Genomic DNA, 24,690 nt, shown 5'->3' with positions numbered 1-24,690 from the left:
CTGCCTCGCCAGCATCATCACCGCACTGTTTGTCCGCCAAACCGTCAATCTGTCCGCGCTCAAAAACGCCTTTTCCTCAAAGGCCAGGCCGGAGTCCATCTATCGCCGTATGCAGCGTTTCTTTGCCGGGGACCTTATCGGCAGAACCGATGTAGCCTGCTTCGTCTTCCCGGTTTTCGGCTGGCAAAACCTCCGCCTCACCCTCGAGCGCACAACATGGGAATACGGCAAATCCTGTATCAACATCCTGGTGCTGGCTGTAGTCTGGCATGGTGTCGCTATCCCGGTTCCAACACAGGCGAACGAATGCTTTTGCTGGAACTTTTCCGTGAGACCTTTCCCGAAGTCCATATCGAAACCCTCTATGCTGACCGGAAGTTCTTTGGCAATGAATGGCTGGCGTATCTGCGTCAAGCAGGGATTTCTTACTGCACCCGCTGCAAGGAAAACGCGCAGATAGCGGGAAGGTGAAGGGAAAAGATTGGGGCCGGTGATGATGTATGGGCAACAGCACTATCTTGAGGCGACCCGTCTGACCGACGGGCAACTGCCGGTGGTTTGCAGTGACGAAGAGGGCAAGGGGATTGAAGCATACGGCGAGCGTTGGCAGATAGAGACGCTGTTTGGCAGCCTGAAAAGCAAAGGGTTCAACCTGGAAGACACACATATGACCGCCCCGGCAAAGATAGACAGGTTGATGTCAGTGCTGGCGATAGGCTTTGTGCTGTCCTGCCGCGCGGAGGAAGCATAAGATAAACGGCGACCGATCAAGGTGAAGACGCATGGCAGGTCTGCACAAAGTTTATTCCGGGCGGGGTTGGACCGGCTGGTTTCTGTGTTATTCAGGGGGATGAGGCTGTTGGAGGTATTAGGCGGTGAGGTGATGGATTTACTGGCGGTCAAGGAGGATGTGGGATGAAGGTTTTTTTGTCGTGTACGAAGCTATAGATAAAAAAACAGTCTGATTTTCGTCAGACTGCTTTTTGTTTTTACGTCCCAAGCGGAGTTATATGAATGTCGTGACTGCTAGGCTTCGTAACGTACGCTGACGATTTCCAGCATCTTGTGCCCGCCAGGAATAATAACTTCCACAGTCTCACCTTCTTCTTTGCCAAGCAGGGCGCGGGCGATGGGTGAGGTGTTGGAGAGCAGGCCGTTTTTGATATCTGCTTCATCTTCGCCAACAATTTTGTAGGTCATTTCTTCGCCGCTGTCGGCGTCTTCGAGTTCAACGGTAGTGCCGAAGACGACTTTGCCATTCTGCGGCAGGGTGGTCACGTCAATAACGTTCGCATGGCTTAGTTTGTGTTCAAGTTCGCGGATGCGCCCTTCGATGAACCCCTGCTGTTCGCGGGCAGCGTGATATTCGGCGTTTTCTTTCAAATCACCGTGCTCACGCGCCTCGGCAATCGCTTCAATGACGCGTGGGCGGTCTTCACTTTTCAGTTTTTCGAGTTCGGCGCGCAATGCCTGCTCGCCTTTTTTGGTCATGGGGATCTTGGCTACCATGTCTTCCTCTGTTAATCGTAAATGCCGGATGTTCTGACGCCTCACCGCAGCGGATGCATGCGGCGAGATACAAAAGAAACGGCGGGGATGGATATAAGAAAAAGCCTTGCGGCTGCAAGGCTTTCTATGGGACGTATTTTACTGGATTACGTTCTTTTCTGCCTGCTGTTTTTTCTCACTCGAATAATGCCTCGTCGTTGCCACGCTTGCCTTCTTTTGGGCGGTGAAAGAGCTGGTTTTTGATGCGCTTGCGCTCGCTGCTGTTGCGCATCCGGATTTTCCACGCCTGCATGACTTTCTGTCGCAGGTTTTCTTGCGAGGCGGCCAATTCGCTGACAATGCCGATGCCGGACTGGATACTCGCCTGGCGCAGGTCGTTGCACAGTTCGTTCAGGATAGGATTGTCTTCGACGATGGCGTTGATGTCGCTGGCCATCACGGGTTCTTTACCATCAAAAAGACGGGCAGCGTTGAGATAGGCCAGCATTTCATACATGACATCGGCGCTTGCAAAGAAGCTATCCTGCAACGCGTCAGCGCGTGCTTTCTGTTCCAGGTACTGACGATAGAGCTTGTCGTATTCAGCTTGGGTGTAGACGGCTTCCCTGTATTCTTCCGCCGTAGCAGCGGCTTGCGCTACCACGGCGGGATTGATTTCCTGCTGGAGCAGTTGCCAGGCGGGAACAAACGGGTTGTCGATTTCCTTGTCTTGCATGGGGTTCTCTGATTACGCGGTCATGATGACGCGCATTATAGGTCGCCCGGCGGCGGTTGCACTGCTTTGTCTTCTTGCTGTCGTTGCAGTTTTTCTTCCCAGAAGGTTGCCCCCTTGATGCCAAGCGCCTGCGGGTCGAAGGTATAGACGGGCAGATTTGCTTTCTGTTGCCGCTCGTAGTCGCGCAGGGCAACAATGGTCGGGCGGCCAACAGTAAGGAAGATAATGAGCATGCCGATGATGTTCAGCCAGGTGGTCATGCCCACGCCAATGAAGAAAATGGCGATGGCAACCAGCACCGGTCCAATTTTGCCAAAGACGCTTTCCATGCCGATTTGCGTGAAGGCGGGCAAGTTTGGATCGGCATGAATGACTGCGTCTGCCGCATCATGTAGATAGGAAGCGATATATTGCGTGCCAGCGCCAGCAAAGGCTTGGTCGGCGACAATGTTGTATTGCTTGGTCATGAGGATGACCAGTGCGATCACGGAGCAAACCAGAAGCATGGTGATATAAACGGAAAACGCCTGAATCAGCCCCTGCTGCACGGGGTGCTCAACGTCAGCGGCAGCAGCGGGATGCGCGCCGGAGCCCTGTCCGGCTTCGTTAGAATAAATACCACGCTTCACGCCCCGGCCGATGGCAGCACCAAAGCCCACCTGCGGACTGAATGCATCGCCGATAATCAGGGCGAGACCAATGTAGGCAATAGCCATGAACGGCACTACTACTTCAGCGAAGTGGGCGATGCGCTTGATGCCGCCGAAGATGATAAAGTCGGACAAAAGCAGGGTGAATGCGGTGGCCGTCAGGCGATAAATGCTGATTTCACCGGCAATGCCACTATTGGCAGCAGTGCCTTCACCGATGACCTGCACCACGGCGTTGGCCATGCCGTTGGCCTGCGGGTCGAGCAGGAAAATGCTACAACGGCGGAGATGACGAACACGATGCCGTACCACTTCCAGCCAAGGCAACACTCGAAATAATAGGCGGGACCACCAAGATGCTGCCCGGTTTCCGGATCACGCGACTTATAAATCTGCGCCAGTTGGATCCAACATAAGCGGTGACCGCGCAGAAGAAAGTACCAAGCCACATCCAAAACACGACGCCCGGCCCACCAAAACCAATAGCGACGGCGGCACGACACGGCCGGAGAGCGACACCGTCACCGCCTGAAACGAAGAAATACCATGCTCGGACTGCCCGCCGGATTTCAGCAGCAAACGACACATCTCACCGAGATGCCGCACCTGTACGAAACGGGTCATGATGGAATAAAACAACCCAGCGGCCAGAATCAGCCAGATGAAAGCGGGATTTCAGATAATGCCGTTCAACCAAGAAATGGCGGATTCAAGGAAAGAAGGGGACATACTGAGTACCTCTTGGATGATGACCGCGATATGCGGCAAGGCAATCCAGCACAGAATGCTCAAATATCCACAACCATGCCTACAAAAACAGCCTGTGTTACCGCTGCCTGAGGCTATATTGACAGCCCACAAGCCCGCCTTATACTGCCCCGCCTTACCTCATTGAAACAAGGCAGAAAAACGTGAAGACCGTGGCCATCGGCATCATCGGATACGGCACCGTCGGACAAGGCGTGGTCGAAGTCCTCGCCCGCAACGCCCGCGAAATCGAGCGGCGCAGCGGCTACCAGTTACAAGTCAAACGTGTCGCGAAACGCAGCTGGCAAGGCATTGACACCAGCGCCCTGCCCTTCGCCTGCGACACTGACCCCTTTGCCATCGCCAGCGACCCGGATATCGGCATCGTCATCGAATTGGCTGGTGGCGAACACCCCGCCTTTGAAATCATCAAAACCGCCCTCGAACACGGCAAACACGTCATCACTGCCAACAAAGCCCTCATCGCCCGCCACGGCGACACCCTCTTCACTTTAGCCCGCGAAAAAGGACTGGAGCTTACCTTTGAAGCGGCGGTCGCAGGCGGCATCCCGGTCATCAAAGTGCTGCGCGAAAGCATGAGCGGCAACGAAGTCAAACGCGTCGCCGGCATCATCAACGGCACCAGCAACTACATCCTCAGCGAAATGACACAAAAAGGCCGCGGCTTCGCCGACGTGCTTAAAGAAGCGCAAGCGCTGGGCTACGCCGAAGCCGACCCGTCCTTTGACATCAACGGCACCGATGCCGCGCACAAAATCACCATCCTCGCCTCGCTGGCTTTTGGCATTCCTTTGCAATTCGACAGCGTCTACATTGAAGGCATTGACGCCCTCACCCCGGACGACATCCAGGACGCCGCCGAACTCGGTTACACCATCAAGCACCTCGGTCTGGCGGTGCGGCGCGATAACGGCGTGGAAATCCGTGTTCACCCGACCCTTGTCCCTCAAGACGCATTGATTGCGAGCGTAAACGGCGTAATGAACGCCGTGCAAATCCAGGGCAACGCCATCGGCAACAGCCTCTACTACGGCCCTGGTGCGGGCAAACTGCCGACTGCCTCGGCGGTTGTCGCCGACCTCATCGACGTCGTGCGCGAACTCAACCTCAAAAGCGAAGACCGCCTCGCCGAATTCGGCTACAGCCAGGTGCTGGACCGCAACACCCTGCCCGTGCTGCCGCCTGAAGACTTCAACAGCGCCTACTACCTGCGCCTGACAGTAGCCGACCGCGCCGGTGTCCTCGCCGACATCACCCGCATCCTCGCGGATAACGGCATATCCATCAACTCCGTCAGCCAGAAAAACCGCCACAAACACAACAGCTACATCCCGCTGGTGCTGCTCACCGAAAAAGTCCGCGAAGCACAGATGGACGCTGCCTGCGCGCAACTTGCCGCCCTGCCCGCCGTATCGGGTGCCGTCAAACGCATCCGTGTCGAACACTTCGGATAAGGCCAAAAAACAGGCGAGCGCAACGCCCGCCATCCTTATTAACACGACTCACACCCCATGATCACCCCCCGCCCCCTGCGCATCGACACCGCCGCGCTGCCCGCCGACTGGCATCCGCTCGTCAAAAACATCTACGCCAGCCGCCTCAACCATCACGACGAAATCGAAAAACGCCTGCAACACCTGCTACCACCGGACAACCTCACCGGTCTCGACGCCGCGCTTGACCGCCTCGATCACGCCATCCGCGCCCGCGAACCCATCCTCGTCTACGGTGATTACGACGTGGACGGCGCAACCGCGACTGCACTTACCGTGCGCGTCCTGCGTCAACTCGGCGCGAACGTTGCCTGGTTCATCCCCAACCGCAGCGTGCACGGCTACGGCTTCAGCCTCGCCGGACTCGCCGACCTGCCAGTCACGCCGCGCCTCATCCTCACCGTGGATAACGGTACCCAGAGCCACGATGCCATTGCCGCCGCGCGCGCGCGCGGCATTGACGTTGTCGTCACCGACCACCACCTGCCCGGCGAAACCCTGCCGCCTGCGAACGCCATCGTCAACCCGAACCGGCGCGACTGCCCCTTTGCCGGCAAACACCTCGCCGGCGTCGGCGTCGCCTTCTACCTGCTGCTCGCCCTGCGCAGCCGCCTGCTCGCGGACAACCGCTGGCCGGATACCCTGCGCCTCTCCGACTACCTCGACCTCGTCGCCCTCGGCACCGTCGCCGACCTCGTCCCGCTCGACTACAACAACCGCATCCTCGTCAACCACGGCCTCGCCCGTATCCGCAGCGGCCACGGCAATACCGGCATCAATGCCCTGATGGCGGTCGCCAACCTCGATCCCGCCCGCCTCACCGCGCAAGACATCGCCTTTTCCCTCGCCCCGCGCCTGAACGCGCTCGGCCGCCTCGGCGACATGGCCGATGGCGTCGCCCTGCTGCTTGCTAAAGACCGCCAGACCGCACTCGACTACGCACAACAATGCGACGACCTGAACCGCGACCGCAAAGCGCTGGAAAACGAAGCCGTACAAGAAGCCGCACGGCAAGTCTCGCCGGCGCTGCCGCTTGCCGCCGCCTACGATCCCGCCTGGCACGAAGGCATCATCGGCATCCTTGCCGCCCGCCTGAAAAGCCGCTTCGCCCGCCCGGCACTGGTCGCCACCGACAGCGGCGAAACAGGCTGGATCAAAGCCTCGCTGCGCTCCGTCAGTGCCGTGCCGCTGGTGCCGCTCCTGGACAGTGCCGCGCGCGACCTGCCGTCTGCCGCCCTGCGCTACGGCGGCCATGCCGCTGCCGCCGGACTCTCCGTGCAGCGCGAACACTATCCGGCGCTTATTGCCGCCATCAACCGCGCCTTTGCCGAACGCTACGGCGCAACCGTCCCGCCCGAACCTGTCTATATCGACGGCGAACTGCCCGCGACCCTGCTCAACCTCAACTGGGCACGCTACCTCGAACGCCTCGAACCCTGGGGCGCGGCATTGCCCGTGCCCGTTTTTGCCAACCCCTTTGAAGTACTGGATTGTCGCCTGCTCGGCAGTGCACATACCCGCCTCGTCCTGCGCGAACTGGACAGCGACAACGTCTATAACGCCTCATGGTTCTTCCACACCGCCGATTACAAAAGCGGCACCCGCCTGCGCATCGCCTACCAACTGCAAGTCAACCGCTTCTACCGCGACGAACGCCTCGACCTGCTCGTGCAATATGCCGAAGCGCTATAACCGCTTCCCATAAAAAAGCCCCTTTCTTGCGCAAGGGGCTTTTTTATTGCAGAAGCTTAGATCAGCCAGCTGGCGGGATTGACCGGTCCATTGCTCAATAATTTCACCAGCCCGTATATCGAGCGCACCAGGAAGAGAAGCCCCACCGCAATCAGGATGAAGCCGAAGCTAATGCCAACCGCAAACAGCCCGATGCCGATAATGACGCCCACAAACATTATCCAGAAGGTTTTAATCAGATAACGCAGGTGGTCGCCGTAGAGCAACATTCCGAGCTCATCGCGGCATTGGATGTACGCCATGATGACGCCAACGAAAGAAGTAAACGGCACCACGAAACTGACGATATACAAGATGTAAATCACCATAATGGATATCTTGTACGGCGCGCGTTCCGGGCCAGTCCGGTTTTGCGGCATGGAAAACTCCTTGTCAATCTAAAAAGAAAAAACATCCTCAACTCATCAGAATTACAGGACGGGCAGCATTCTAACTTTTCATTCACCATTGACAAAAACCGCCTGCCTCTTCAGCGCGGCCGCGTCACCTGATACACATGCGATAAATCATAGACCTTATAGCGTCCCGGCTCGCCCCGACCCTCGCCGGCGTAGCTCAAAATCAGCCCTTGCCGCCGCTCATAATCCGTCCAGCCGATAAACACACCGCTGTGCTCGATGTCGTTATACGAATGGTTGACGTAATACAGCCAGTCGCCCGGCTCCAACAGCTCCGCCGGGGCATACGGCCCACCGCGCAGGGTGCCGGAAAACAACACCTGCCGCCGCTTGGTAGGAATACCGGCGCGGTTGAAGCCCGCATGCAGATAATCCCAGCAGCCGCCGCGCACGATCTCGCGGTTCTGCACCATCTGCCGCAGGGTGAACAGCACATTGCGCGCCGGCGGTTCGGCAGACTTCTCGGCAAACTCAATAAACGCCTGTTGCGCCGAAGCCTCGGCGGTAAACGGTGGGCGAATAGGCTGCGGCGTACTGCACCCGCTGGCAAGCAGGCTGAAAATACCCACATAACATACAATGTTCAGCATCAAAGACTCCCTGAAAGAACCGCATGCCAGCATACCAAAGCCAGTTAGCCGAAAAAACCGCGCGCCTTGCCGCCCTGCTCGCCCCCTTCACCGCTCCGCCGCCCGCCGTGTATCCCTCGCTGCCGGTGGGCTACCGGATGCGCGCCGAATTCCGCGTCTGGCATGATGGGGATGACTGCTACTTTGCCATGACCAACGCTACCAGAGAGCGTATCCGCTGCGACAGTTTCCCGTCCGCCTGTGAGGCCATCAACCGTCTGATGACGCCGCTTATGGCCGCCATCCGCAACCGTCCCGCCCTGCGCTACCGCCTCTTTCAGGCCGAATTTCACGCCGCGCAAACGGGTGAAGTGATGGTCAGCCTCGTTTATCACCGCCCGCTGGATGATGCCTGGCAGACGGAAGCGCAAACGCTCGCCGCCACGCTCGGCGTCAGCCTTATCGGCCGCGCCCGCAAACAGAAAATCATCCTCGGCCACGACTTCGTGCAGGAAACCTTCCATGTCGGCGGGCAGGATTTCCACTACCGCCAATACGAAAACAGCTTCAGCCAGCCAAACGCTGCCGTCTGCGCGCAAATGCTCGCCTGGGCCTGCCAGCAGGCGGGCAACCTGCAAGCCGACCTGCTCGAACTCTACTGCGGCAACGGCAACTTCACCCTGCCGCTCGCGAAGCGTTACCGCCGCGTGCTTGCCACCGAAGTGAGCAAGAGCGGCATCCGCGCCCTGCGTGAAAACATCCTTCTGAATGACTGCACCAACATCGCCGTCGCCCGCCTTTCGGCGGCAGAACTGAGCGAGGCGATGCGCGGTGAGCGCAGCTTCCGCCGCCTGCAACAGGATGGCATTGTGCTTGCTGCCTATAACTTCGATACCGTCTTTGTTGATCCGCCGCGCGCAGGCATCGATGACGCAACCCTCGCCCTGCTCGCCCGCTTTCCGCGCATCCTCTACATCTCCTGCAACCCGGAAACCCTCGCTGCCAATCTCACCGTGCTGGACGCTACGCACCGCATCAGTGCCTGCGCCCTCTTCGATCAATTCCCCTTCACCCCGCACATCGAAAGCGGCGTACTGCTGGAACGACGTTGAGCGGGGCAGACACATATCCGTTGATAAGGCACTTGCACGGCATAAAAAGCCTCTCTCTTGACAAACCCAGTGTTTGCGCTGCTTAACCATAGGTATCTACACATCTCAATAGCCAAAAAATAGCTGCAAAAACGAAGAGGAACCCCTCGCCCGCTTGCGGGAGAGGGGCAGGGGTGAGGGTGTTCGTCCGCAGGATGAATCTCGGCAAGCGGGACAGATTGGCCTTTTTTGCCCTCCTCCGTCGCTTCGCGACACCTCCTCCCGCAAGCGGGAGGAGGGATTGTTCATTGTTTTATAAGAGATTTTTCTCGCTGCGAGATAGGTAGATACCTATGGCCGCTTGGCAGACCCAGTATTTACGCCGCTTGGCGGCCGCCCTGCCCCCTTCCATAAACCGCACGACTATCCTGCCTGGTAGGTTCAGTGTTTGCGCCGCTTAGCGCATCCAAAGACAACCATAAAAAAACGGCGGAATAACCGCCGTTTTTTACCGAAACCATTTCATTTCCAATCATCTTCATCGCGACGACGGCGGATAGAAAACAGCTTTTTCAGACCAACCAGCAAAGCCACACCGGCAATGGCGAATATCTTGGCAAATTTCAGGATAAAGGCACCGATAATGGCAAAGAGGCCGAATTTCTTCGCGGCCAAACCGCCAGCGACTAATGCTGTCAAACCATATTCGGCAATTTTATCAGTTGTGGGATTGAAATCACTATAACGGTTACCATCCTTGAAAGTAATAGCCGCCAATAATTCATTAGCACTGGTTTTGATTTCATTCAGTTTGTCTTCGCTATTAACAATCGTCATGTCCATCATGCCCTTACGTCCCAAGGCAATAATGCTGTAATTGATAGTTGGGCTGGGGTCATTAGAAGAATGCACTTTAACGGCCCAAATCAGGCGATGATTGGTGCTGTCGTAGCTCGGTTCCTGTGCCCAACCATCCAGATAAAGCTCTGGAACACCGCGTTCACGTCGGCTTTTATTACCCTCTTTCTCGGCATCTTTCATCATCTTCATGATTTTATCGCCTTTGAGTTGTTGGGCATCATCGTCTTTAATATGACCACTATCAACATAATTCAAATCGGCAAACCAGCCTTCGTCCCCCATAATAATGCCGTAACGGTCAGGATCTGAACCATTGCCATAGGCTTCCATAATTTTATTGGCGGCGTCTTTTTTAATAAACGTCATGCCGGCGGGTAATTGCAACGTCGCCTCGCTACCCAAATCAATTGTTTGTGGCCCGACTTGGGAGTTCTGCATGATCAGAGCTTCCAATTCAGCATCACTCTTCTGCGCCCAGAGCGGCACGGCAATGACAAAAAAAGCGGCAGTTGCCATCAAAAACTTCTTCATTATTTTTCCTTTAACCATAGAGAAAATTGCACAAAATTCCCGTAAGCGGGGCGGAAACTATAACCGATTCTTCATGATTGGGTTATCACAATTGAGCATCTGCCAATAAGCAAACGACTGACTAGCCAAGCGGGTCAGCCACGCCATCGTTACAATACCTGCATGAACGACACCTTTATCCTCCTTGACGACGCCCGCGCCAACCGCGCCCGTCTCTACCAAGATCACCGCGCCCGCATCCTGCTGCCAGCCGCCCGCCTTGACGAACTGGACGAACTGCTGGCAGACGGCTGGGCACGCGGCCTGCATGCCACCCTGCGCATCCCCTACGAATTCGGCCATGCCCTGCTCGGCCTTGCTGCTCCTGCCGCACCGCTTGCCCTTGACTGGTACGCCGCGCTGCACCATTTGCATGGCGACGCTATTGACGCCTGGCTGGCCACACAGGACGACGGTGCTCCCGCCGGCCTGGCAGGCCTGCACGCCGACAGCGACCCTGCCACCTATACCGCGGTCATCGCTGCCATCCACGAAGAACTGCGCGCGGGCAACAGCTACCAAATCAACCACACCATCCGCCTGCATGGCGCAGCCTACGGCCAGCCCGCCGCCCTCTACCGCCGCCTGCGCGCCCGCCAGCCCGCGCCTTACGCCGCCTATGCCTGGCATCCCGACGACGGCTACACCCTCTGCCTCTCGCCCGAACTCTACCTCGCCCGCGACGGCGGCCTGCTGCACACCCTGCCGATGAAGGGCACCGCGCCCGCAACAGGCGACGATGCCACGGACACGGCGGCAGCTGCCACCCTCGCCGCCGACCCCAAAAACCGCGCCGAAAACCTGATGATTGTTGACCTGCTGCGTAACGATCTGAGCCGCCTCGCCGAGCCCTTCGGCGTGAACGTCGAACAGCCCTTCCACGTCGAGCGGCATGGCCGCGTCCTGCAAATGACCAGCCGCGTCAACGCCCGCCTGCGCCAAGGCACCGGCACCGCCGCCATCCTGCACGCCACCTTTCCCTGCGGCTCCATCACCGGCGCGCCGAAACACAACACCATGCGCCTCATCCACCGCTTTGAAACCAGCCCGCGCGGCATCTACACCGGCGCCCTCGGCTATGTTGAGCGTGACCGCCTGCGCCTGAACGTCGCCATCCGCACCCTCGCAATAAACGAAGAAAACGCCACCTTCGGCGTCGGCGGCGGCATCACCATCCTGAGCGACGCTGCCGACGAATACCGCGAATGCCAAACCAAAGCTGCCTTCCTGCACGCCCTGCCCGACTTCGGCCTCATCGAAACCCTGTTCGTTGCAGACGGGCAAGCACGGTTTCTTGCCAACCACCTCGCACGCCTTGCCGCAAGCGCCGCCACCTTCGCCATCCCCTGCGACATCGCTGTCATCCAGGCTGCCGTACAACGCACCATCGCGGCTACCATTGCCCCACACCGCCTGAAAATCACCCTGCACCCCGATGGCCGTCACGACATCGGAGAGCACCCGCTGGACGAGCAACCCGCCACCGTCACCTGCTACCTTTACCCCGAAGCGCTGCCCGTGCGCGACCTGCTGCGCCGCCACAAAACCAGCCACCGCGTCATGAATGACCGCGCCCTCGCCTGCGCCACCACGCGCGGCGCCTTCGATGCCATCCTCACCAACACACGCGGCGAACTGCTCGAAGGCAGCCGCAGCAGCCTCATCCTGCGTCTTGACGGCGCCTGGTACACCCCGCCGCTTGCCGCCGACATCCTGCCCGGCATCCGGCGCGCCCGCCTCCTGGCCAACCCGCTCCCGCTCGGCGGCGGACCGCTCTGCGAACGCGTCCTCACCACCGCCGACCTCGCCCGCGCCGAGGCCGTCATCCTCTGCAACAGTCTGCGCGGAATGATGCGGGTGGATCACATCATCAAGGAATAAGGTCATGGCAGGCTTCCTCATGTGGCGGCATTACCATCCGCGAGAAGCGACGTTCCACCTGCGCGAAACCGCATGACTGCTGATCGCCGTCCTTCTGGATCATCGCAGACTGCCAACAGGCATCATCCAGCGGTGGAATCGCAGGCCTCCAAGCGGAATAAATGCCGAAGTTTCTTGATTTTGGAGACGTTGCAGCAACGTCTCTGCATTTCTCGCTCTGCCATAGCGCGTGCGAGCGGTGCATAGCTGCCCAATAATCTCTTTGTACTGCCATCGCACAACCGGATTTTTCCGGCGGGGCGGGCTTGGTATGATTCCGCCGTTTTTTCTTATGAGGGTTTTCCTGTGTCTTTTCGTTTTTGGCAGGCAAACGGCCTGCCGCATCCGTATGTCATGCTTTTTTTGGCGCCGCTCTTTTGGGCGACGAGTAATGTCACCGGCAAGCTCGGCAAGGCCTGGCTGACGCCGTATGAATTCACTTTCTGGCGCTGGGTGCTGGCGTCAGCGTTGTTGTCGTGGCTGTTCCGTGCGCGGATTCGTCATGATTTGCCCGTGCTCAAGCGGCGGGCAGGATGGCTGCTGGTCGTCGGCGGCAGCGGTTTCGCGCTTTTTAATATTGTGTTGTACAGCGCGTTTGCGCGTGGTGCGTCGGTGGTCAATGTGTCGATTATCACCGCCCTGATTCCGGTGATGGTGCTGCTGGTCGAGGTCTTTTGTCTGCGCGGGCGGGCGCATCCGTTGCAATGGCTGGGGGTGACACTGTCGTTTGCCGGCGTGGTCTGGGTGGTGAGCAAGGGCAATCCGCGCACGTTGCTGGATACGGGGCTGGCCCAGGGCGATGCACTGGCTCTGGTGACATCGGCAATTTATGTGGGTTATTCGCTGGCACTACGTCGCGCCCCGGCAGTGCATTGGGCGAGCCTGCTCTGGGCGATGTGCGTCGCGGCAGTGGTGGTGTCCGTGCCGTTTTTTCTCTGGGAAGGCCTCTCGCGCGGGTTCCGTCTGCCTGTGTGGCAGGCCTGGCTGCTGCTCGTCTATGTGACGGTATTTATTGCGATTTTGTCGAAACTATTTTATATGGAGAGCGTGATTGCCATCGGCGCGGGACGGGCGGCGCTCACCATGAATTTGCTGCCGGTGTTCGGTGCGCTGGTCGGGGTGGCGGTGTTTGCCGATGAGCGCTTGGGCGGCTATGTGCTGATCGCGCTTGTGCTGGTCGCAGCGGGGATTGTCGCTTCGGAGTGGGGCGCGGCGCGTTTGCGTGGGTTATTGCCTGAAAGCTAGAATACGCGCCTTTCTGTTTCTTTTATTTTGTTTTTTATTGGAGGATTTTTATGGCCGGTCATAGTAAATGGGCGAATATCAAGCACAAGAAGGCAAAGGAAGATGCCAAGCGCGGCAAGGTATTCACCCGTCTGATTCGCGAGTTGACGATTGCCGCGCGCCACGGCGGCTCGGATCCCGGCAGTAATCCGCGCCTGCGTCTCGCCATCACCAAGGCGCAGGCCGAGAATATGTCGAAAGACACGATGGATCGCGCCATCAAGCGCGGCGCGGGCGAACTCGGCGGCGCGCAGATGGAGGAGATTCGTTATGAGGGCTACGGTCCGGGCGGCATCGCGGTAATGGTTGACTGTTTGACAGACAACAAGAACCGCACGGTCGGCGAGGTGCGCCATGCTTTCACTAAGGCAGGCGGCAATCTCGGCACCTCCGGCTCGGTCGCTTTCCAGTTCACTGAGCGCGGTGTGCTCTTTTTCGAGAAGGTCGAGAATGAGGACGCTTTTATGGAAGTGGCGCTGGATGCGGGCGCGGATGATTTGGAAATCGATGAGAACGGTGCCGAGGTGCTGACGTCGCCGGATAATTATGCGGCGGTGTATGACGCGCTGGTCGCCGCCGGTTATACCCCGGATGAGAGCGAGGTGACGATGCGCGCCGATAATCTTTCGCCCGTCTCCGCCGAGGACGCCGACAAGGTGATGCGCATGATCGAGCGGCTGGAAGAGCTGGACGATGTGCAAAGCGTCTATACCAACGCCGATTTTCCTGAAGATTTTGCCGGCTAGATGGCTGTTACCCGTCGCATTCTCGGCACTGACCCCGGCTCGCGCGTCACCGGTTACGGCATTATTGATGTCACGGGGCAGGAGGTGCGCTATGTCGATAGCGGCTGTATCCGCCTCGCGGATGAAGCGATGCCGCTGCGCCTGATGATGATTCATCAGGGTATCAGCGAGCTGATCCGCATGTACCGCCCGCAGGAGTTTGCGATTGAGGCGATTTTTGTGCACAAGAATCCGAACTCGGCGCTGAAACTGGGGCAGGCGCGCGGCGTTGCCATTTGTGCGGCGGTACTGGCGCAATTGCCCGTCGCCGAGTATGCGGCGAAAAGCATCAAGCAGGCGGTGGTCGGCAAGGGTGGTGCGGAAAAAGCGCAGGTGCAGCATATGGTGAAGATACTGCTAAACCGCAGCGGCGTGATTCAAAGCGACGCCGCCGACGCCCTCGCCGTCGCCCTCACCCACGCGCACCATCTGCAAACGCAAAAGCGGCAACAGCAGGCGGGCCTGCTCGCTACCTGGGAGACTTAGAATGATCGCTTACCTGCGCGGCACGGTCCTGCTCAAACAGGCCGGACAAATCATCATCGAAACCGGCGGCGTCGGCTATGAAGTCTCCGTGCCGCTTGCGGTTCTGGAACGCGTCCATGAAGGGCAGGAAGCGGCGCTGTTCGTGCATCATGCCGTGCGCGATGACGGCCACTACCTCTACGGCTTCCTCACCCTGCAACAGCGCGGCTGGTTCCGCGAAATGATCCGCGTCAGCGGCGTCGGTCCGAAAATCGCCCTGCTCATCCTCTCCGGCTTTGACGTCGATATGCTGACGCAAATCGTGCGCAACCAGGACAGCGCGGCACTGATAAAACTGCCCGGCGTCGGCAAAAAAACCGCCGAACGCCTACTCATCGAACTGAACGACCGCGTCGCCCGCCTGCCGGTCGGCGTAGCCAGCAGCCAGGGCATCATCCGCCCCTCATCCGCCAAGCTGGACGCCGAAGAAGCCCTTATCGCCCTCGGCTACAAACCTGGTGAGGCGGCGCAACTCATCGAACGCGTCGGCGGTGATGACGACGCCGATACCGACACCCTCATCCGCCGCGCTCTGCAACTCAAATTCACCGGCAAACCATGAAAGCCATGATCGAATCCGACCGCCTCATCCACGGCGCCAGCCAGGGCAACGACGAACAGGCCGTCGAACGAGCCGTCCGCCCCAAGCGCCTCGCCGAATACATCGGACAAAGCGCGCTGAAAGCGCAAATGACCATCTTCATCGAAGCGGCACTCGCGCGCGGCGAAGCCCTGGATCACGTCCTGCTCTTCGGCCCGCCCGGCCTCGGCAAAACGACAATGGCGAACATCATCGCCGCCGAACTGGGAGTGAACCTGCGCCAGACATCCGGCCCCATCCTCGACAAAGGCGGCGACCTTGCGGCGATGCTGACCAACCTCGAAAGCCACGACGTCCTCTTCATCGACGAAATCCACCGCCTCTCCCCCGCCGTTGAAGAAGTTCTCTACTCGGCGATGGAAGACTACCGCATCGACATCATGATCGGCGAAGGCCCGGCAGCGCGCTCCATCATCCTGCCGATCAAACCCTTTACCCTCGTCGGCGCGACCACCCGCAGCGGCCTGCTCAGTGCACCGCTGCGCGACCGCTTCGGCATCACCCAGCACCTGCAGTTTTACAGCGAAAGCGAACTGACCGAAGTCGTGCTGCGCGCCGGCCACCTGCTCGGCGTAAAAATGGAAGACGAAGGCGCGGTAGAGATCGGCAAACGCGCGCGCGGCACCCCGCGCATCGCCAACCGCCTCCTGCGCCGCGTGCGCGACTACGCCGACGTGCGCGGCAGCGGCGTCATCACCCGCACCATTGCCGATGAAGCCCTGTCGCTGCTCGCCATTGACGGCCTCGGCTTCGACAACCTCGACCGCCGCCTGCTTACCATCATCATCGACCACTTCACGGGCGGGCCGGTCGGTCTCGACACCCTTGCTGCCAGCATCGGCGAAGAACGCGGTACCCTTGAAGACGTCGTCGAACCCTACCTCATCCAGCAAGGCTACCTGCAACGCACCCCGCGCGGCCGCGTCGCCACCGCCCGCGCCTACGCCCACCTCGGCAGAGAAATGCCCAAACCGTAACGCACACACGGCAAAGTCCTTACGTTACACTACCGCAATCCCCCGCTCATCCAGCCAAAAAGGAGACCACCTTGGAGCCCACCGCACAAACCGGCCTATCCGTCACCCATCTCATCAGCAACGCCAGCATGCCGGTCAAAGTCATCATGGCCATCCTCTTCCTGATGTTCCTCAGCACCCTCTACCTCACCGGCAAAAAATACGTCCAATTCATCCGCCTGCGCCGCAAAAACCGCGAATTTGACCAAACCTTCTGGTCCGGCAGCGACCTCGAAATCCTCTATACCAACTACGAAAAACGCCATCCCGAAAGCATCGAACGCATCTTCATCGACGGCTTCCGCGAATTCACCCAATTCAACGGCAACAACCTCGAAGACCCCGACGTCATCGTCCACAACTGCCGCCGCGCCATGACCGCCGCGCATAACCGCGAAACCGCCCAACAAGAACGCGGCCTGAACGTCCTCGCCACCATCGGCTCCGCCGCACCCTACATCGGCCTGCTCGGCACCGTGTACGGCATCATGAACTCCTTCATCGCCATCGGCGGCGAAAAAACCGCCAGCATCTCAAGCGTCGCGCCGGGTATCGCCGAAGCCCTGATTGCCACCGCCATCGGCCTGCTCGCGGCCATCCCGTCCGTCCTCTCCTACAACTACTTCGTCGCCCGCTCCGAAACCCTCGTCGTCGAATACGACGCCTTCATCGAAGAATTCTCCAACCTCTTGCAGCGACAAATCCTCCTCGCTCGCGACTACCAGCGCAGACAACAGAGAAAACCCGCATGAGCCGCAACCGCCGCCACAAACTCAAAGCCGAAATGAACGTCGTCCCCTACATCGACGTCATGCTCGTGCTCCTCGTCATCTTCATGATCGCCGCCCCGCTCATCCACCAGCAAAGCATCGAAATCGACCTGCCCGACACCAGCTCGGACACCCTCGAAATGCCTGCTGACGCCGGTAACGACACCCTGCCGCTCATCCTCAGCGTGGATGCAAGCGGCAGCTACTACCTGAACCGGGGCAACGGCAAACAGCCGCTGCTGCCGGAAGACGTGACCGCGCTGACCGCCCAGGCGCTCGCCGAGCACCCGGACCTGCCTGTCCTCGTCCAAGGCGATACCAACGCCAACTACAACCGCGTCATCGACGGCATCGTCCTCCTGCAACAAGGCGGCGCCAAAAAAGTCGGCCTCGTCACCGAGCAGCCCCCAGAAAACGGCGCAGGGAGAGCGCAGTGAGAGAAAGCCGCCAACCACAAAACATCCTCCGGCAAGAAAAACTGGGCGGCATCGCGGGCATAATCCTCGGCGTCCTCGGCCTCATCCTCATCTTCCTGCTTGGCCGCGAACATCCCATTGAAATTGACGGCGGCAAAACCCCGCCGCCAAACAGCTACGCCGAGCCCATTGCCACCCAAATCGTGGACGCGCGCACCCTGCAAAACACCCTCGACAACATCACCGCCAGACAAGAAGCCGAAGAACGCGCCCGCCTCGAAGCCGAACGACAAGCCGAAGAAGCCAGACGGCGGGAAGAAGAAGCCGCGCGCCGCGCCGAAGAAGAACAACAGCGCAAAGCAGAAGAAGCCGAACGTCGCGCTGAAGCTGCACGCCAGGCTGCCGCTGCACAAGCCGCACGCGAACAAGCGGCGAGAGAAGCAGCCCGCGAAGCCGCTGAAAAAGCCGCACAAGACGCTGCTGCCAAACAAACCGCCAAAGAACGTTCCGCTCAGGAAGTCAAAGCCGCCAAAGAACAGGCGGACAAAGAAGCGCGCGAAGCCGCCGCTGCCAAGACCAAAGCCGACAAAGAAGCAAGAGCTGCCGCTGAAAAAGCCGCTGCAGAAAAACGCGCTGCCGAACAGGCTGAGAAAAAAGCTGCCGCCGAAAAAGCCGCTGCAGAAAAAGCTGTGAAGGCCAAAGAAGCTGCTGAAAAACGTGCCGCTGAAAAAGCCAAGGCGGAAAAAGAAGCTGCCGCCAAAGCCGCGAAAGAAAAAGCGGCTGCCGAAAAAGCAGCTAAAGCAAAAGCCGAGAAAGAAGCAGCAGCCAAAGAAGCAAAAGAAAAAGCGGCTGCCGAAAAAGCAGCTAAAGCAAAAGCCGAGAAAGAAGCAGCAGCCAAAGAAGCAAAAGAAAAAGCGGCTGCCGAAAAAGCAGCTAAAGCAAAAGCCGAGAAAGAAGCAGCGGCCAAAGAAGCAAAAGAAAAAGCTGCCGCCGAAAAAGCAGCTAAAGCCAAAGCCGAAAAAGAAGCAGCGGCTAAAGCAGCAAAAGAAAAAGCCGCCGCTGAAAAAGCAGCTAAAGCCAAGGAAGCTGCTGCTGCCGAAAAAGCAGCGGCAGAAAAGGCGGCCAAAGAAGCGGCAGCGGCGAAAGCCAAGGCGGAAAAAGAAGCTGCCGCTAAAGCCGCGAAAGAAAAAGCCGCTGCTGAAAAAGCAGTGGCAGAAAAGGCGGCCAAAGAAGCGGCAGCGGCAAAAGCCAAGGCGGAAAAAGAAGCTGCCGCCAAAGCCGCAAAAGAAAAAGCGGCCGCCGAAAAAGCAGCGGCAGAAAAAGCCGCCAAAGAAGCCGCTGCGAAAAAGGCTAAAGAAGAAGCTGCTGCCAAAGCCAAAGCAGAAGCCGACAAAAAAGCGGCAATGGCGAGCCTTGCCGCAGAACTTGATAGCGATGCCGAAAAAGCCGCCGGCAAAGAAAGCGCCGAAGCCAAAGCCGCTCTCGGCGACTTCGGCACCAATATCCTTGGTGCCAGAATGAAAAAATTCTGGCGTCTGCCGCCAAACATACCGGGCAACCTCAAAGTCAAACTCTTCGTGAAGCTTGATAAAAAAGGCAACGTCACCAAAGCCGCCATCAAACAAAGCAGCGGCAACAAACTCTTCGACGACGCCGCCCTGCGCGCCGTGCACGATGCCTCACCGCTGCCACTGCCGAAACATCCCGGCGCCGTTGAAGCCCTCGTGACCGATGGCATCATCGCCAACTTTGACCCCTAACCGCACATTCACTGCCGCAACCGCCACAAGCGGCTACAATGCGCGCCCCTCGCAACCATAACCCCAACACAAGGTGAACCTTATGAAACACAGCAACAAATGGAAACTGCTCGGCCTCAGCCTGCTCCTCCCGTGGTTCAGCGCACAGGCCCAAGTCGAAGTCAACGTTTCCGGCGCCCAAGTCGCCGCCCGCCCCATCGCCATCTTGCCCATACAGGGTGATCCGGGCGTCAAAATGGACTACCTCATCGCCAGCGACCTGCACAAAACCGGCCTCTTCCAGCCGCTTGACCCCGGCAGCTTCCCTGCCGCCGGTGCCGACAACTACCCTGCTTGGAAACAGGCCGGTGCGGATTACGTCGTCTCCGGCAACATGCAGGGCGGCAGCAGCGGCCAGTTCAGCCTCGGCGACATCAACGCCGGCGGCGTGCTCGCCAGCGACAACCTCAGCGACGCCGATGCGCGCCAGCTCGCGCACCAAGTCTCCGACTGGATCCTCTACCGCCTCACCGGCAAACGCGGCGTCTTCGGGACCCAGCTCGCCTACATCCTCGAACAGGGCGGCAAAAACGGCCGCAAATACAGCCTCATCGTCTCCGACGTGGATGGCGCCAACCGCCGCGAACTCTACACCTCCTCCGAGCCCATCCTTTCCCCGTCCTGGGCACCGAACGGTCGCGCCATTGCTTTTGTTACCTATGCCAACCACTACGCGCAAATCGTCATCCAGGAACTCGGCGGTGGCCGCCGCGTCGTCGCCCAAGGCAACGGTATCAGCAGCGCCCCGGCCTTCTCGCCGGATGGCAACTACCTCGCCTTTGTGCAGTCGGACAACAACAACCCCGACATCTACCTGCTTAACCTTGCCAGCGGTAGCAAAACCCGCCTGACCGACCACAGCGCGATTGACACCGAGCCCGCTTTCTCGCCGGACGGCAACTACATCTACTTCACCTCCGACCGCTCCGGCAGCCCGCAAATCTACCGGATGGGCCGCAATGGCGGATCTGCCGAACGCGTCGTTTCCGGCAACGGCTACAGTGCCAACAGTGATCTCTCGCCAGACGGCAGCTCGCTCGTCCTCACCCGGCAAAGCGGCGGCGGTTACCAAATCGGCACCTACGATCTCGCCAGCAAACGCTTTGACGCGCTCACCAATGGCCGCCTTGACGAAGGCGCGAGCTTTGCCCCAAACGGCCAACTCATCATCTATGCCACCAAAGAAGGCGGCAGATCCGTCCTCAAAGTCATCAACAGCAAAGGCGGCGTGGCACAAACCCTGTCCGACCCGAACGGCCGCCTGCGTGACCCGGCCTGGAGCCCGGATACCCGCCCCTAATCCCATCTACTAAAAACAACAACAGGAAGACCCGACAATGAAACGCAAACACTACCTTGGTACCCTCCTCTTCACCCTGCTCGCTGCCGCCTGCTCCAGCCCCTACGGCCTCGAAGGCGAGGAAGGCGCTGCTGGCGCGGGCGCAGACGGCATGGGCGGCTACGGCGACGGCGCCACCTATGGCAGCAACACCAGCTACGGACGCGGCAACGCCGGCACCGCCGACTACTACAACGACCCGCAATACGGACACAACGTCACCGGCGGGCCGCAAGCGGCAGACAAAGACCGCATCATCTATTTCGCCTACGACAGCAGCACCATCGACAGCCGCTCCGAAGCCGTCATCCGCGAACACGCCGCCTACCTGCGCGCACACCCGCAAGCCAACGTCGTTCTCGAAGGCCACACCGACGAACGCGGCACCCGCGAATACAACATCAGCCTCGGCGAACGGCGCGGCTACTCGGTCAAAGAACACTTCGCCGCCCAGGGCGTCGCACCGCAACAAATGCGCGTTCTCAGCTACGGTGAAGAACGCCCTGCTGCCTACGGTTCAAGCGAAGAAGACTACGCAAAGAACCGCCGTGTCGTCATCATGTACTGAGAAACCACAGGAGAGCACCCATGAAAAAACATACCGGCATCGCCCTCATCACCTTGGCCCTTACCCTTGGCGGCTGTGCCACTGTTGATCCGGCCGAACTCGCCGCCACCCGCCGCCAGGTGGATGAACTGAACAACCGCATCAAACAGATAGAAAGCGACCAAGCCTCCATAAAAGTGCGCATCGACGAAGTCGGCAAAAGTCCCCGCCTGCCGAGCGGCGTTTCCGCCGTGCCAACTGCGCGCCGTGGCGAAGCAGCCCCGCAGGGCAGCCAGCAAAGCGACGGCGGTTACGAAACCGGCCTTGCCCAATACCGTGCCGGCGACCTGAATGGCGCCATCGGCACCCTCGAACAATATCTGAACAGCGGCAGCGCCAGCGGCAATGAAGCCGCGCTCGCCCAGTACTGGCTGGGCGATGCCTACTACATGCAGCGCAACTTCGACATGGCCAGCCGCTACCTCGGTGCCTACCTCAAAGCCCAGCCCAACGGCGAACGCTCACAAGCGGCGCTGAACAAACTGGTGGAAAGCCTGCGCGCCCTCGGCCGCACGGCTGACGCCGATACCCTGGCCAGCCAAGGCGTCAGCGCCTTGCAATAAAGCGCACGACATCAAGCCGACAGCCGAAGCCCCGCTTCGGCTTTTTTATACCTATCGCGCCAAGCGGCGTGTACTGGACCCGCCAAGCGGCATCAATGCTGGAACTGCCAAGCGGCGTAAACACTGGTCTCACCAAGCAGCGTAACACTGAACCCGCCAAGCTGCGTGTACTGAACCTGCCAAGATGCCAATATTGGCGACGGGCTCAAGCCCATTTCTACCCTATCGTCGTCAGCAGGCGACGTACCGGTGCGGGCAAGCCTTTATCGAGTGCAGCTTCCCGCGGCAGCCAGTCGGCCGGATTGGCAGGGTGTCCGATTTGCACAGCAAGCGGGGTGATGTGCAGGGTGTAGTGGGTGAAGGTGTGGGTGATGACGGGCAGGAGGCGTTGCGTGGTGATATTACCGAGCCGGCGGGCGGCGTGCAGGGCGGCATCTGCATCATCGTATTCGGGTAATGACCACAGGCTGCGCCAGATGCCGCTGTCGGGACGGCGGTAGAGGTGGACGCTATCGCCGCAGTGGGCGAGTAGCATCACGGTCGTTTTTTCCGGCCTGGTTTTAGGACGGCGTTTTTCCGGCAGTACTGCGGTAGCATCGTGGGCAAGGGCATAGCAGTCGGCAGCGATGGGACAGGCGCCACACTGCGGACGGCTGCGCGTGCAAATGGCGCTGCCGAGGTCCATCAGGCCCTGGGTATAGCGGCGCAGAGTAGCGGCGTCGTCCGGCAGGCAGGCTTCGGCTGCCGCCCACAATGCCTGCTGTGTGGCAGGGCGCTCCGGCGCACCGTAAATGCCGGCGTGACGGGCGAGAATGCGTTTAACGTTGCCATCGAGGATGGCTTCTTTGTGGCCGTAGGCGAAGACGGCGATGGCGGCGGCGGTACTGCGCCCGACGCCGCGCAGGGTTTCAAGCGCGGCGCGGTTGGCGGGGAAGTGCCCGCCGTAGTCGCGCATCACTTGCTGCGCGGCGTGGTGCAGGTTGCGCGCGCGGCTGTAGTAGCCGAGCCCCGACCAGCAGGCGAGCACGTCGTCTTCTGCGGCAGCGGCCAGTGCGGCGACGTCGGGGAAGCGGGCGAGGAAGTGCGGGTAGTAGACGAGCACGGTTGCCACCTGCGTCTGTTGCAGCATGATTTCCGAGAGCCAGATACGGTAAGGGTCGTCACATTGCCACGGCAGGTGGTGGCGGCCATGCCGCGTCTGCCAGGCGGCAATGCGGGCGGCAAAGGACAGCAGAGGCATTTTCAGATAATGCCGATGCCGTGCAGGAAAACGACGATGATGGCGAGCGGCGCGAGGTAGCACACGAGGAAGTACCACAGGTTAAACAGCCACACGGGCAGGGTGCTGCCGGTCATCGCTTCCTGCCGCACTGCGTTTTTGCGCCAGGCCCAAGCGGTGAAGACTGCAATCAGCAACGCACCAAGCGGCATTGACCAGCCGGTGACGAGGTGATCGAGGGTATCGAAGATGCCGCGTTCGCCGATGAGTTTAATGTCAGCGAGACGACCAAAGGACAGCGCCGAGGGGATGCCGCAGAGGAAGATGGCGCTGCCGATGGCCCGGGTGTAGCGAGCGCGGGTGTGCGGTTTTTTGTAGGCGAGCACGGCGACGATATTTTCCAGCATGGAGAAGGCCGAGGTCAGGGTGGCGAAGAGAACAAGCACCATGAAGACGACGAAGAGCGGCACGCCGAGCGGCAGTTTAGCGAAGACGGCGGGCAGGATAACGAAAATCAGGCCGGGGCCCTGGTCGGGCTGGTAGCCGAGGACGAAGACAGCGGGGAAGATGACGAGGCCGGCAAGAAGCGAGATGGCGAGATTCATCCACACGATGCTGTTGGCGCTGCGCAGCAGGTCGTAATCATCGCGCAGATAGGAGGCGTAGGTAATCATCACCGAGACGCCAATACTGAGGGCAAAGAAGGCCTGCCCCAGCGCAGCGAGCAGGGTCTCGCCGGTGAAATACGACCAGTCGGGTTTGAGCAGGAAAACCACACCCTGCCAGGCGCCGGGCAGGGTCAGCGAGCGCACGGCAAGAAGGAGGAACATGACAAACAGGGCGGGCATCATGTATTTGTTCGCCTTTTCGATGCCTTGGCTGATGCCTGCACTGACGACGTAGATGGTCGCGACCATAAACAGTCCTTGGAAGAGGACGGCCTCAGTGGGGTTGGCAATCATCGCGCCGAAGAAGTTGCCGTAATCCGTGCCTGCGCTCAGGTCGCCGATAAGGCCGTGATAGAGGTAAGCAATGACCCAGCCGCCGACTACGCTGTAAAACGAGAGCAGGACGAAGCAGGTGATGACACCGAGCCAGCCGACCAGCGGCCAGGCGCTGCCGGGACGGATGCGGTGGAAAGCCTGGATGGCGTTGTGGCGGCTGTGGCGGCCGATGACAAATTCGGCGATGAGCACGGGCGCGGCGACGAGGAAGGTCATGACAGTAAAGAACAGGAAAAACAACGCGCCGCCGTGGGTACCGGCGGTATAAGGGAATTTCCAGATGGCACCTAGGCCGATGGCGGAGCCGGCGGCAGAGAGAATGAAACCGAGGCGGGAAGTCCAGTTATCGTGCGTTTTTTTCATGAGTAATGACGGAATGTTTGGTGGAAAGGGGCGACATTATGCCCGCTTCCGCCACCATAGTCGCTGCAAATAGGGCTGATACGGTGTTGGCGAGCCTGACCGG

At 59.5% G+C, this 24,690-nt stretch carries 26 protein-coding genes and 1 pseudogene; 18 read left to right on the top strand and 9 right to left on the bottom strand.

Features of this window, described 5'->3' with window-relative positions:
- Positions 1-216: 216 nt before the first annotated feature.
- Together DY250_RS15065 and DY250_RS05635 are read left to right on the top strand one after the other, a co-directional pair.
- Positions 217-471, top strand: a complete 255-nt coding sequence (locus DY250_RS15065) for a transposase (RefSeq protein ID WP_115611441.1) — start codon at positions 217-219, stop codon at positions 469-471.
- A 22-nt stretch (positions 472-493) separates the two neighbouring features.
- Positions 494-751 (top strand): transposase, encoded by a 258-nt coding sequence (locus tag DY250_RS05635; RefSeq protein ID WP_147293458.1) that lies wholly within the window; start codon positions 494-496, stop codon positions 749-751.
- A gap of 275 nt (positions 752-1,026) precedes the next feature.
- Here the strand turns inward: DY250_RS05635 and greA are convergent, their stop codons facing one another.
- From greA to DY250_RS14215, 3 genes and pseudogenes are all read right to left on the bottom strand, one after another.
- A complete protein-coding gene (gene greA, locus DY250_RS05630) occupies positions 1,027-1,509 on the bottom strand; it encodes a transcription elongation factor GreA (RefSeq protein ID WP_006985167.1) in 483 nt (160 codons plus the stop codon).
- A 175-nt stretch (positions 1,510-1,684) separates the two neighbouring features.
- Positions 1,685-2,224, bottom strand: coding sequence for a hypothetical protein (locus tag DY250_RS05625; RefSeq protein ID WP_115611439.1), 540 nt, complete (start codon positions 2,222-2,224; stop codon positions 1,685-1,687).
- Positions 2,225-2,259: 35 nt separating this feature from the next.
- A pseudogene (locus DY250_RS14215) lies at positions 2,260-3,537 on the bottom strand (alanine/glycine:cation symporter family protein).
- Here DY250_RS14215 and DY250_RS14205 point away from each other — a divergent pair.
- The 3 genes from DY250_RS14205 to recJ all read left to right on the top strand — a co-directional run bounded on the left by DY250_RS14205 (position 3,421) and on the right by recJ (position 6,827).
- A complete protein-coding gene (locus DY250_RS14205) occupies positions 3,421-3,714 on the top strand; it encodes a hypothetical protein (RefSeq protein WP_218565546.1) in 294 nt (97 codons plus the stop codon). The pseudogene DY250_RS14215 and the gene DY250_RS14205 overlap by 117 nt on opposite strands.
- A gap of 71 nt (positions 3,715-3,785) precedes the next feature.
- Positions 3,786-5,096 (top strand): homoserine dehydrogenase, encoded by a 1,311-nt coding sequence (locus tag DY250_RS05615; protein ID WP_115611438.1) that lies wholly within the window; start codon positions 3,786-3,788, stop codon positions 5,094-5,096.
- Between the two features lie 57 nt (positions 5,097-5,153).
- Complete coding sequence (recJ, locus tag DY250_RS05610; RefSeq protein WP_115611437.1) at positions 5,154-6,827, top strand: single-stranded-DNA-specific exonuclease RecJ; 1,674 nt, start codon at positions 5,154-5,156, stop codon at positions 6,825-6,827.
- Positions 6,828-6,883: 56 nt separating this feature from the next.
- On the opposite strand, the gene DY250_RS05605 is transcribed toward recJ, so the two are convergent.
- Positions 6,884-7,246, bottom strand: coding sequence for a hypothetical protein (locus DY250_RS05605; RefSeq protein WP_115611436.1), 363 nt, complete (start codon positions 7,244-7,246; stop codon positions 6,884-6,886).
- A 110-nt stretch (positions 7,247-7,356) separates the two neighbouring features.
- Positions 7,357-7,875 (bottom strand): hypothetical protein, encoded by a 519-nt coding sequence (locus DY250_RS05600; RefSeq protein WP_115612781.1) that lies wholly within the window; start codon positions 7,873-7,875, stop codon positions 7,357-7,359.
- 23 nt (positions 7,876-7,898) lie between these two features.
- Between DY250_RS05600 and trmA the strand changes: the two genes are divergently transcribed.
- Positions 7,899-8,966 (top strand): tRNA (uridine(54)-C5)-methyltransferase TrmA, encoded by a 1,068-nt coding sequence (gene trmA, locus DY250_RS05595; RefSeq protein ID WP_115611435.1) that lies wholly within the window; start codon positions 7,899-7,901, stop codon positions 8,964-8,966.
- Between the two features lie 501 nt (positions 8,967-9,467).
- On the opposite strand, the gene DY250_RS05590 is transcribed toward trmA, so the two are convergent.
- Positions 9,468-10,337 carry a DUF2167 domain-containing protein gene (locus DY250_RS05590; protein ID WP_172542224.1) on the bottom strand — a complete coding sequence of 290 codons (870 nt, stop codon included), beginning with the start codon at positions 10,335-10,337 and terminating at the stop codon, positions 9,468-9,470.
- Between the two features lie 162 nt (positions 10,338-10,499).
- Between DY250_RS05590 and DY250_RS05585 the strand changes: the two genes are divergently transcribed.
- Positions 10,500-12,257 (top strand): bifunctional chorismate-binding protein/class IV aminotransferase, encoded by a 1,758-nt coding sequence (locus DY250_RS05585; protein ID WP_115611433.1) that lies wholly within the window; start codon positions 10,500-10,502, stop codon positions 12,255-12,257.
- On the opposite strand, the gene DY250_RS13655 is transcribed toward DY250_RS05585, so the two are convergent.
- Positions 12,247-12,627, bottom strand: a complete 381-nt coding sequence (locus DY250_RS13655) for a hypothetical protein (RefSeq protein ID WP_147293457.1) — start codon at positions 12,625-12,627, stop codon at positions 12,247-12,249. The two genes, DY250_RS05585 and DY250_RS13655, sit on opposite strands and share 11 nt — an antisense overlap.
- Between DY250_RS13655 and DY250_RS05580 the strand changes: the two genes are divergently transcribed.
- The 11 genes from DY250_RS05580 to DY250_RS05530 all read left to right on the top strand — a co-directional run bounded on the left by DY250_RS05580 (position 12,603) and on the right by DY250_RS05530 (position 22,001).
- On the top strand, positions 12,603-13,541 hold the full coding sequence (locus DY250_RS05580; protein WP_115611432.1) for a DMT family transporter: 939 nt from the start codon (positions 12,603-12,605) through the stop codon (positions 13,539-13,541). The genes DY250_RS13655 and DY250_RS05580 overlap by 25 nt on opposite strands.
- A gap of 50 nt (positions 13,542-13,591) precedes the next feature.
- Positions 13,592-14,326, top strand: coding sequence for a YebC/PmpR family DNA-binding transcriptional regulator (locus DY250_RS05575; protein WP_115611431.1), 735 nt, complete (start codon positions 13,592-13,594; stop codon positions 14,324-14,326).
- Entirely contained in the window at positions 14,327-14,851 is a 525-nt protein-coding gene (gene ruvC, locus DY250_RS05570) for a crossover junction endodeoxyribonuclease RuvC (protein ID WP_115611430.1), read from the top strand.
- Between the two features lies 1 nt (position 14,852).
- Positions 14,853-15,452, top strand: coding sequence for a Holliday junction branch migration protein RuvA (ruvA, locus tag DY250_RS05565; RefSeq protein WP_115611429.1), 600 nt, complete (start codon positions 14,853-14,855; stop codon positions 15,450-15,452).
- 5 nt (positions 15,453-15,457) lie between these two features.
- On the top strand, positions 15,458-16,468 hold the full coding sequence (ruvB, locus tag DY250_RS05560) for a Holliday junction branch migration DNA helicase RuvB (RefSeq protein WP_040389319.1): 1,011 nt from the start codon (positions 15,458-15,460) through the stop codon (positions 16,466-16,468).
- 71 nt (positions 16,469-16,539) lie between these two features.
- Positions 16,540-17,259, top strand: a complete 720-nt coding sequence (tolQ, locus tag DY250_RS05555) for a protein TolQ (RefSeq protein WP_115611428.1) — start codon at positions 16,540-16,542, stop codon at positions 17,257-17,259.
- Positions 17,256-17,714 carry an ExbD/TolR family protein gene (locus DY250_RS05550; protein ID WP_006986159.1) on the top strand — a complete coding sequence of 153 codons (459 nt, stop codon included), beginning with the start codon at positions 17,256-17,258 and terminating at the stop codon, positions 17,712-17,714. Before tolQ ends, DY250_RS05550 begins: the two co-directional genes overlap by 4 nt.
- Entirely contained in the window at positions 17,711-19,453 is a 1,743-nt protein-coding gene (gene tolA / locus DY250_RS05545) for a cell envelope integrity protein TolA (RefSeq protein WP_115611427.1), read from the top strand. The genes DY250_RS05550 and tolA overlap by 4 nt, the downstream gene beginning before the upstream one ends.
- 82 nt (positions 19,454-19,535) lie before the next feature.
- Positions 19,536-20,792 carry a Tol-Pal system beta propeller repeat protein TolB gene (gene tolB / locus DY250_RS05540; RefSeq protein ID WP_115611426.1) on the top strand — a complete coding sequence of 419 codons (1,257 nt, stop codon included), beginning with the start codon at positions 19,536-19,538 and terminating at the stop codon, positions 20,790-20,792.
- Between the two features lie 37 nt (positions 20,793-20,829).
- Entirely contained in the window at positions 20,830-21,399 is a 570-nt protein-coding gene (gene pal / locus DY250_RS05535) for a peptidoglycan-associated lipoprotein Pal (protein WP_115611425.1), read from the top strand.
- Between the two features lie 20 nt (positions 21,400-21,419).
- A complete protein-coding gene (locus DY250_RS05530) occupies positions 21,420-22,001 on the top strand; it encodes a tetratricopeptide repeat protein (RefSeq protein ID WP_115611424.1) in 582 nt (193 codons plus the stop codon).
- 217 nt (positions 22,002-22,218) lie between these two features.
- Here the strand turns inward: DY250_RS05530 and mutY are convergent, their stop codons facing one another.
- Together mutY and DY250_RS05520 are read right to left on the bottom strand one after the other, a co-directional pair.
- The gene (gene mutY / locus DY250_RS05525) at positions 22,219-23,241 is read right to left on the bottom strand and encodes an A/G-specific adenine glycosylase (protein ID WP_115611423.1); all 1,023 of its coding nucleotides are present in this window, start codon (positions 23,239-23,241) and stop codon (positions 22,219-22,221) included.
- 2 nt (positions 23,242-23,243) lie between these two features.
- Positions 23,244-24,587 (bottom strand): sodium-dependent transporter, encoded by a 1,344-nt coding sequence (locus tag DY250_RS05520; RefSeq protein WP_115611422.1) that lies wholly within the window; start codon positions 24,585-24,587, stop codon positions 23,244-23,246.
- Positions 24,588-24,690 lie beyond the last annotated feature (103 nt).

The sequence above is a fragment of the Cardiobacterium valvarum genome, assembly GCF_900460955.1.
GTDB lineage: Bacteria > Pseudomonadota > Gammaproteobacteria > Cardiobacteriales > Cardiobacteriaceae > Cardiobacterium > Cardiobacterium valvarum.
The sequence above is the reverse complement of the archived record's forward strand: the minus strand, read 5'-3'. Positions and strand labels throughout refer to the sequence as shown.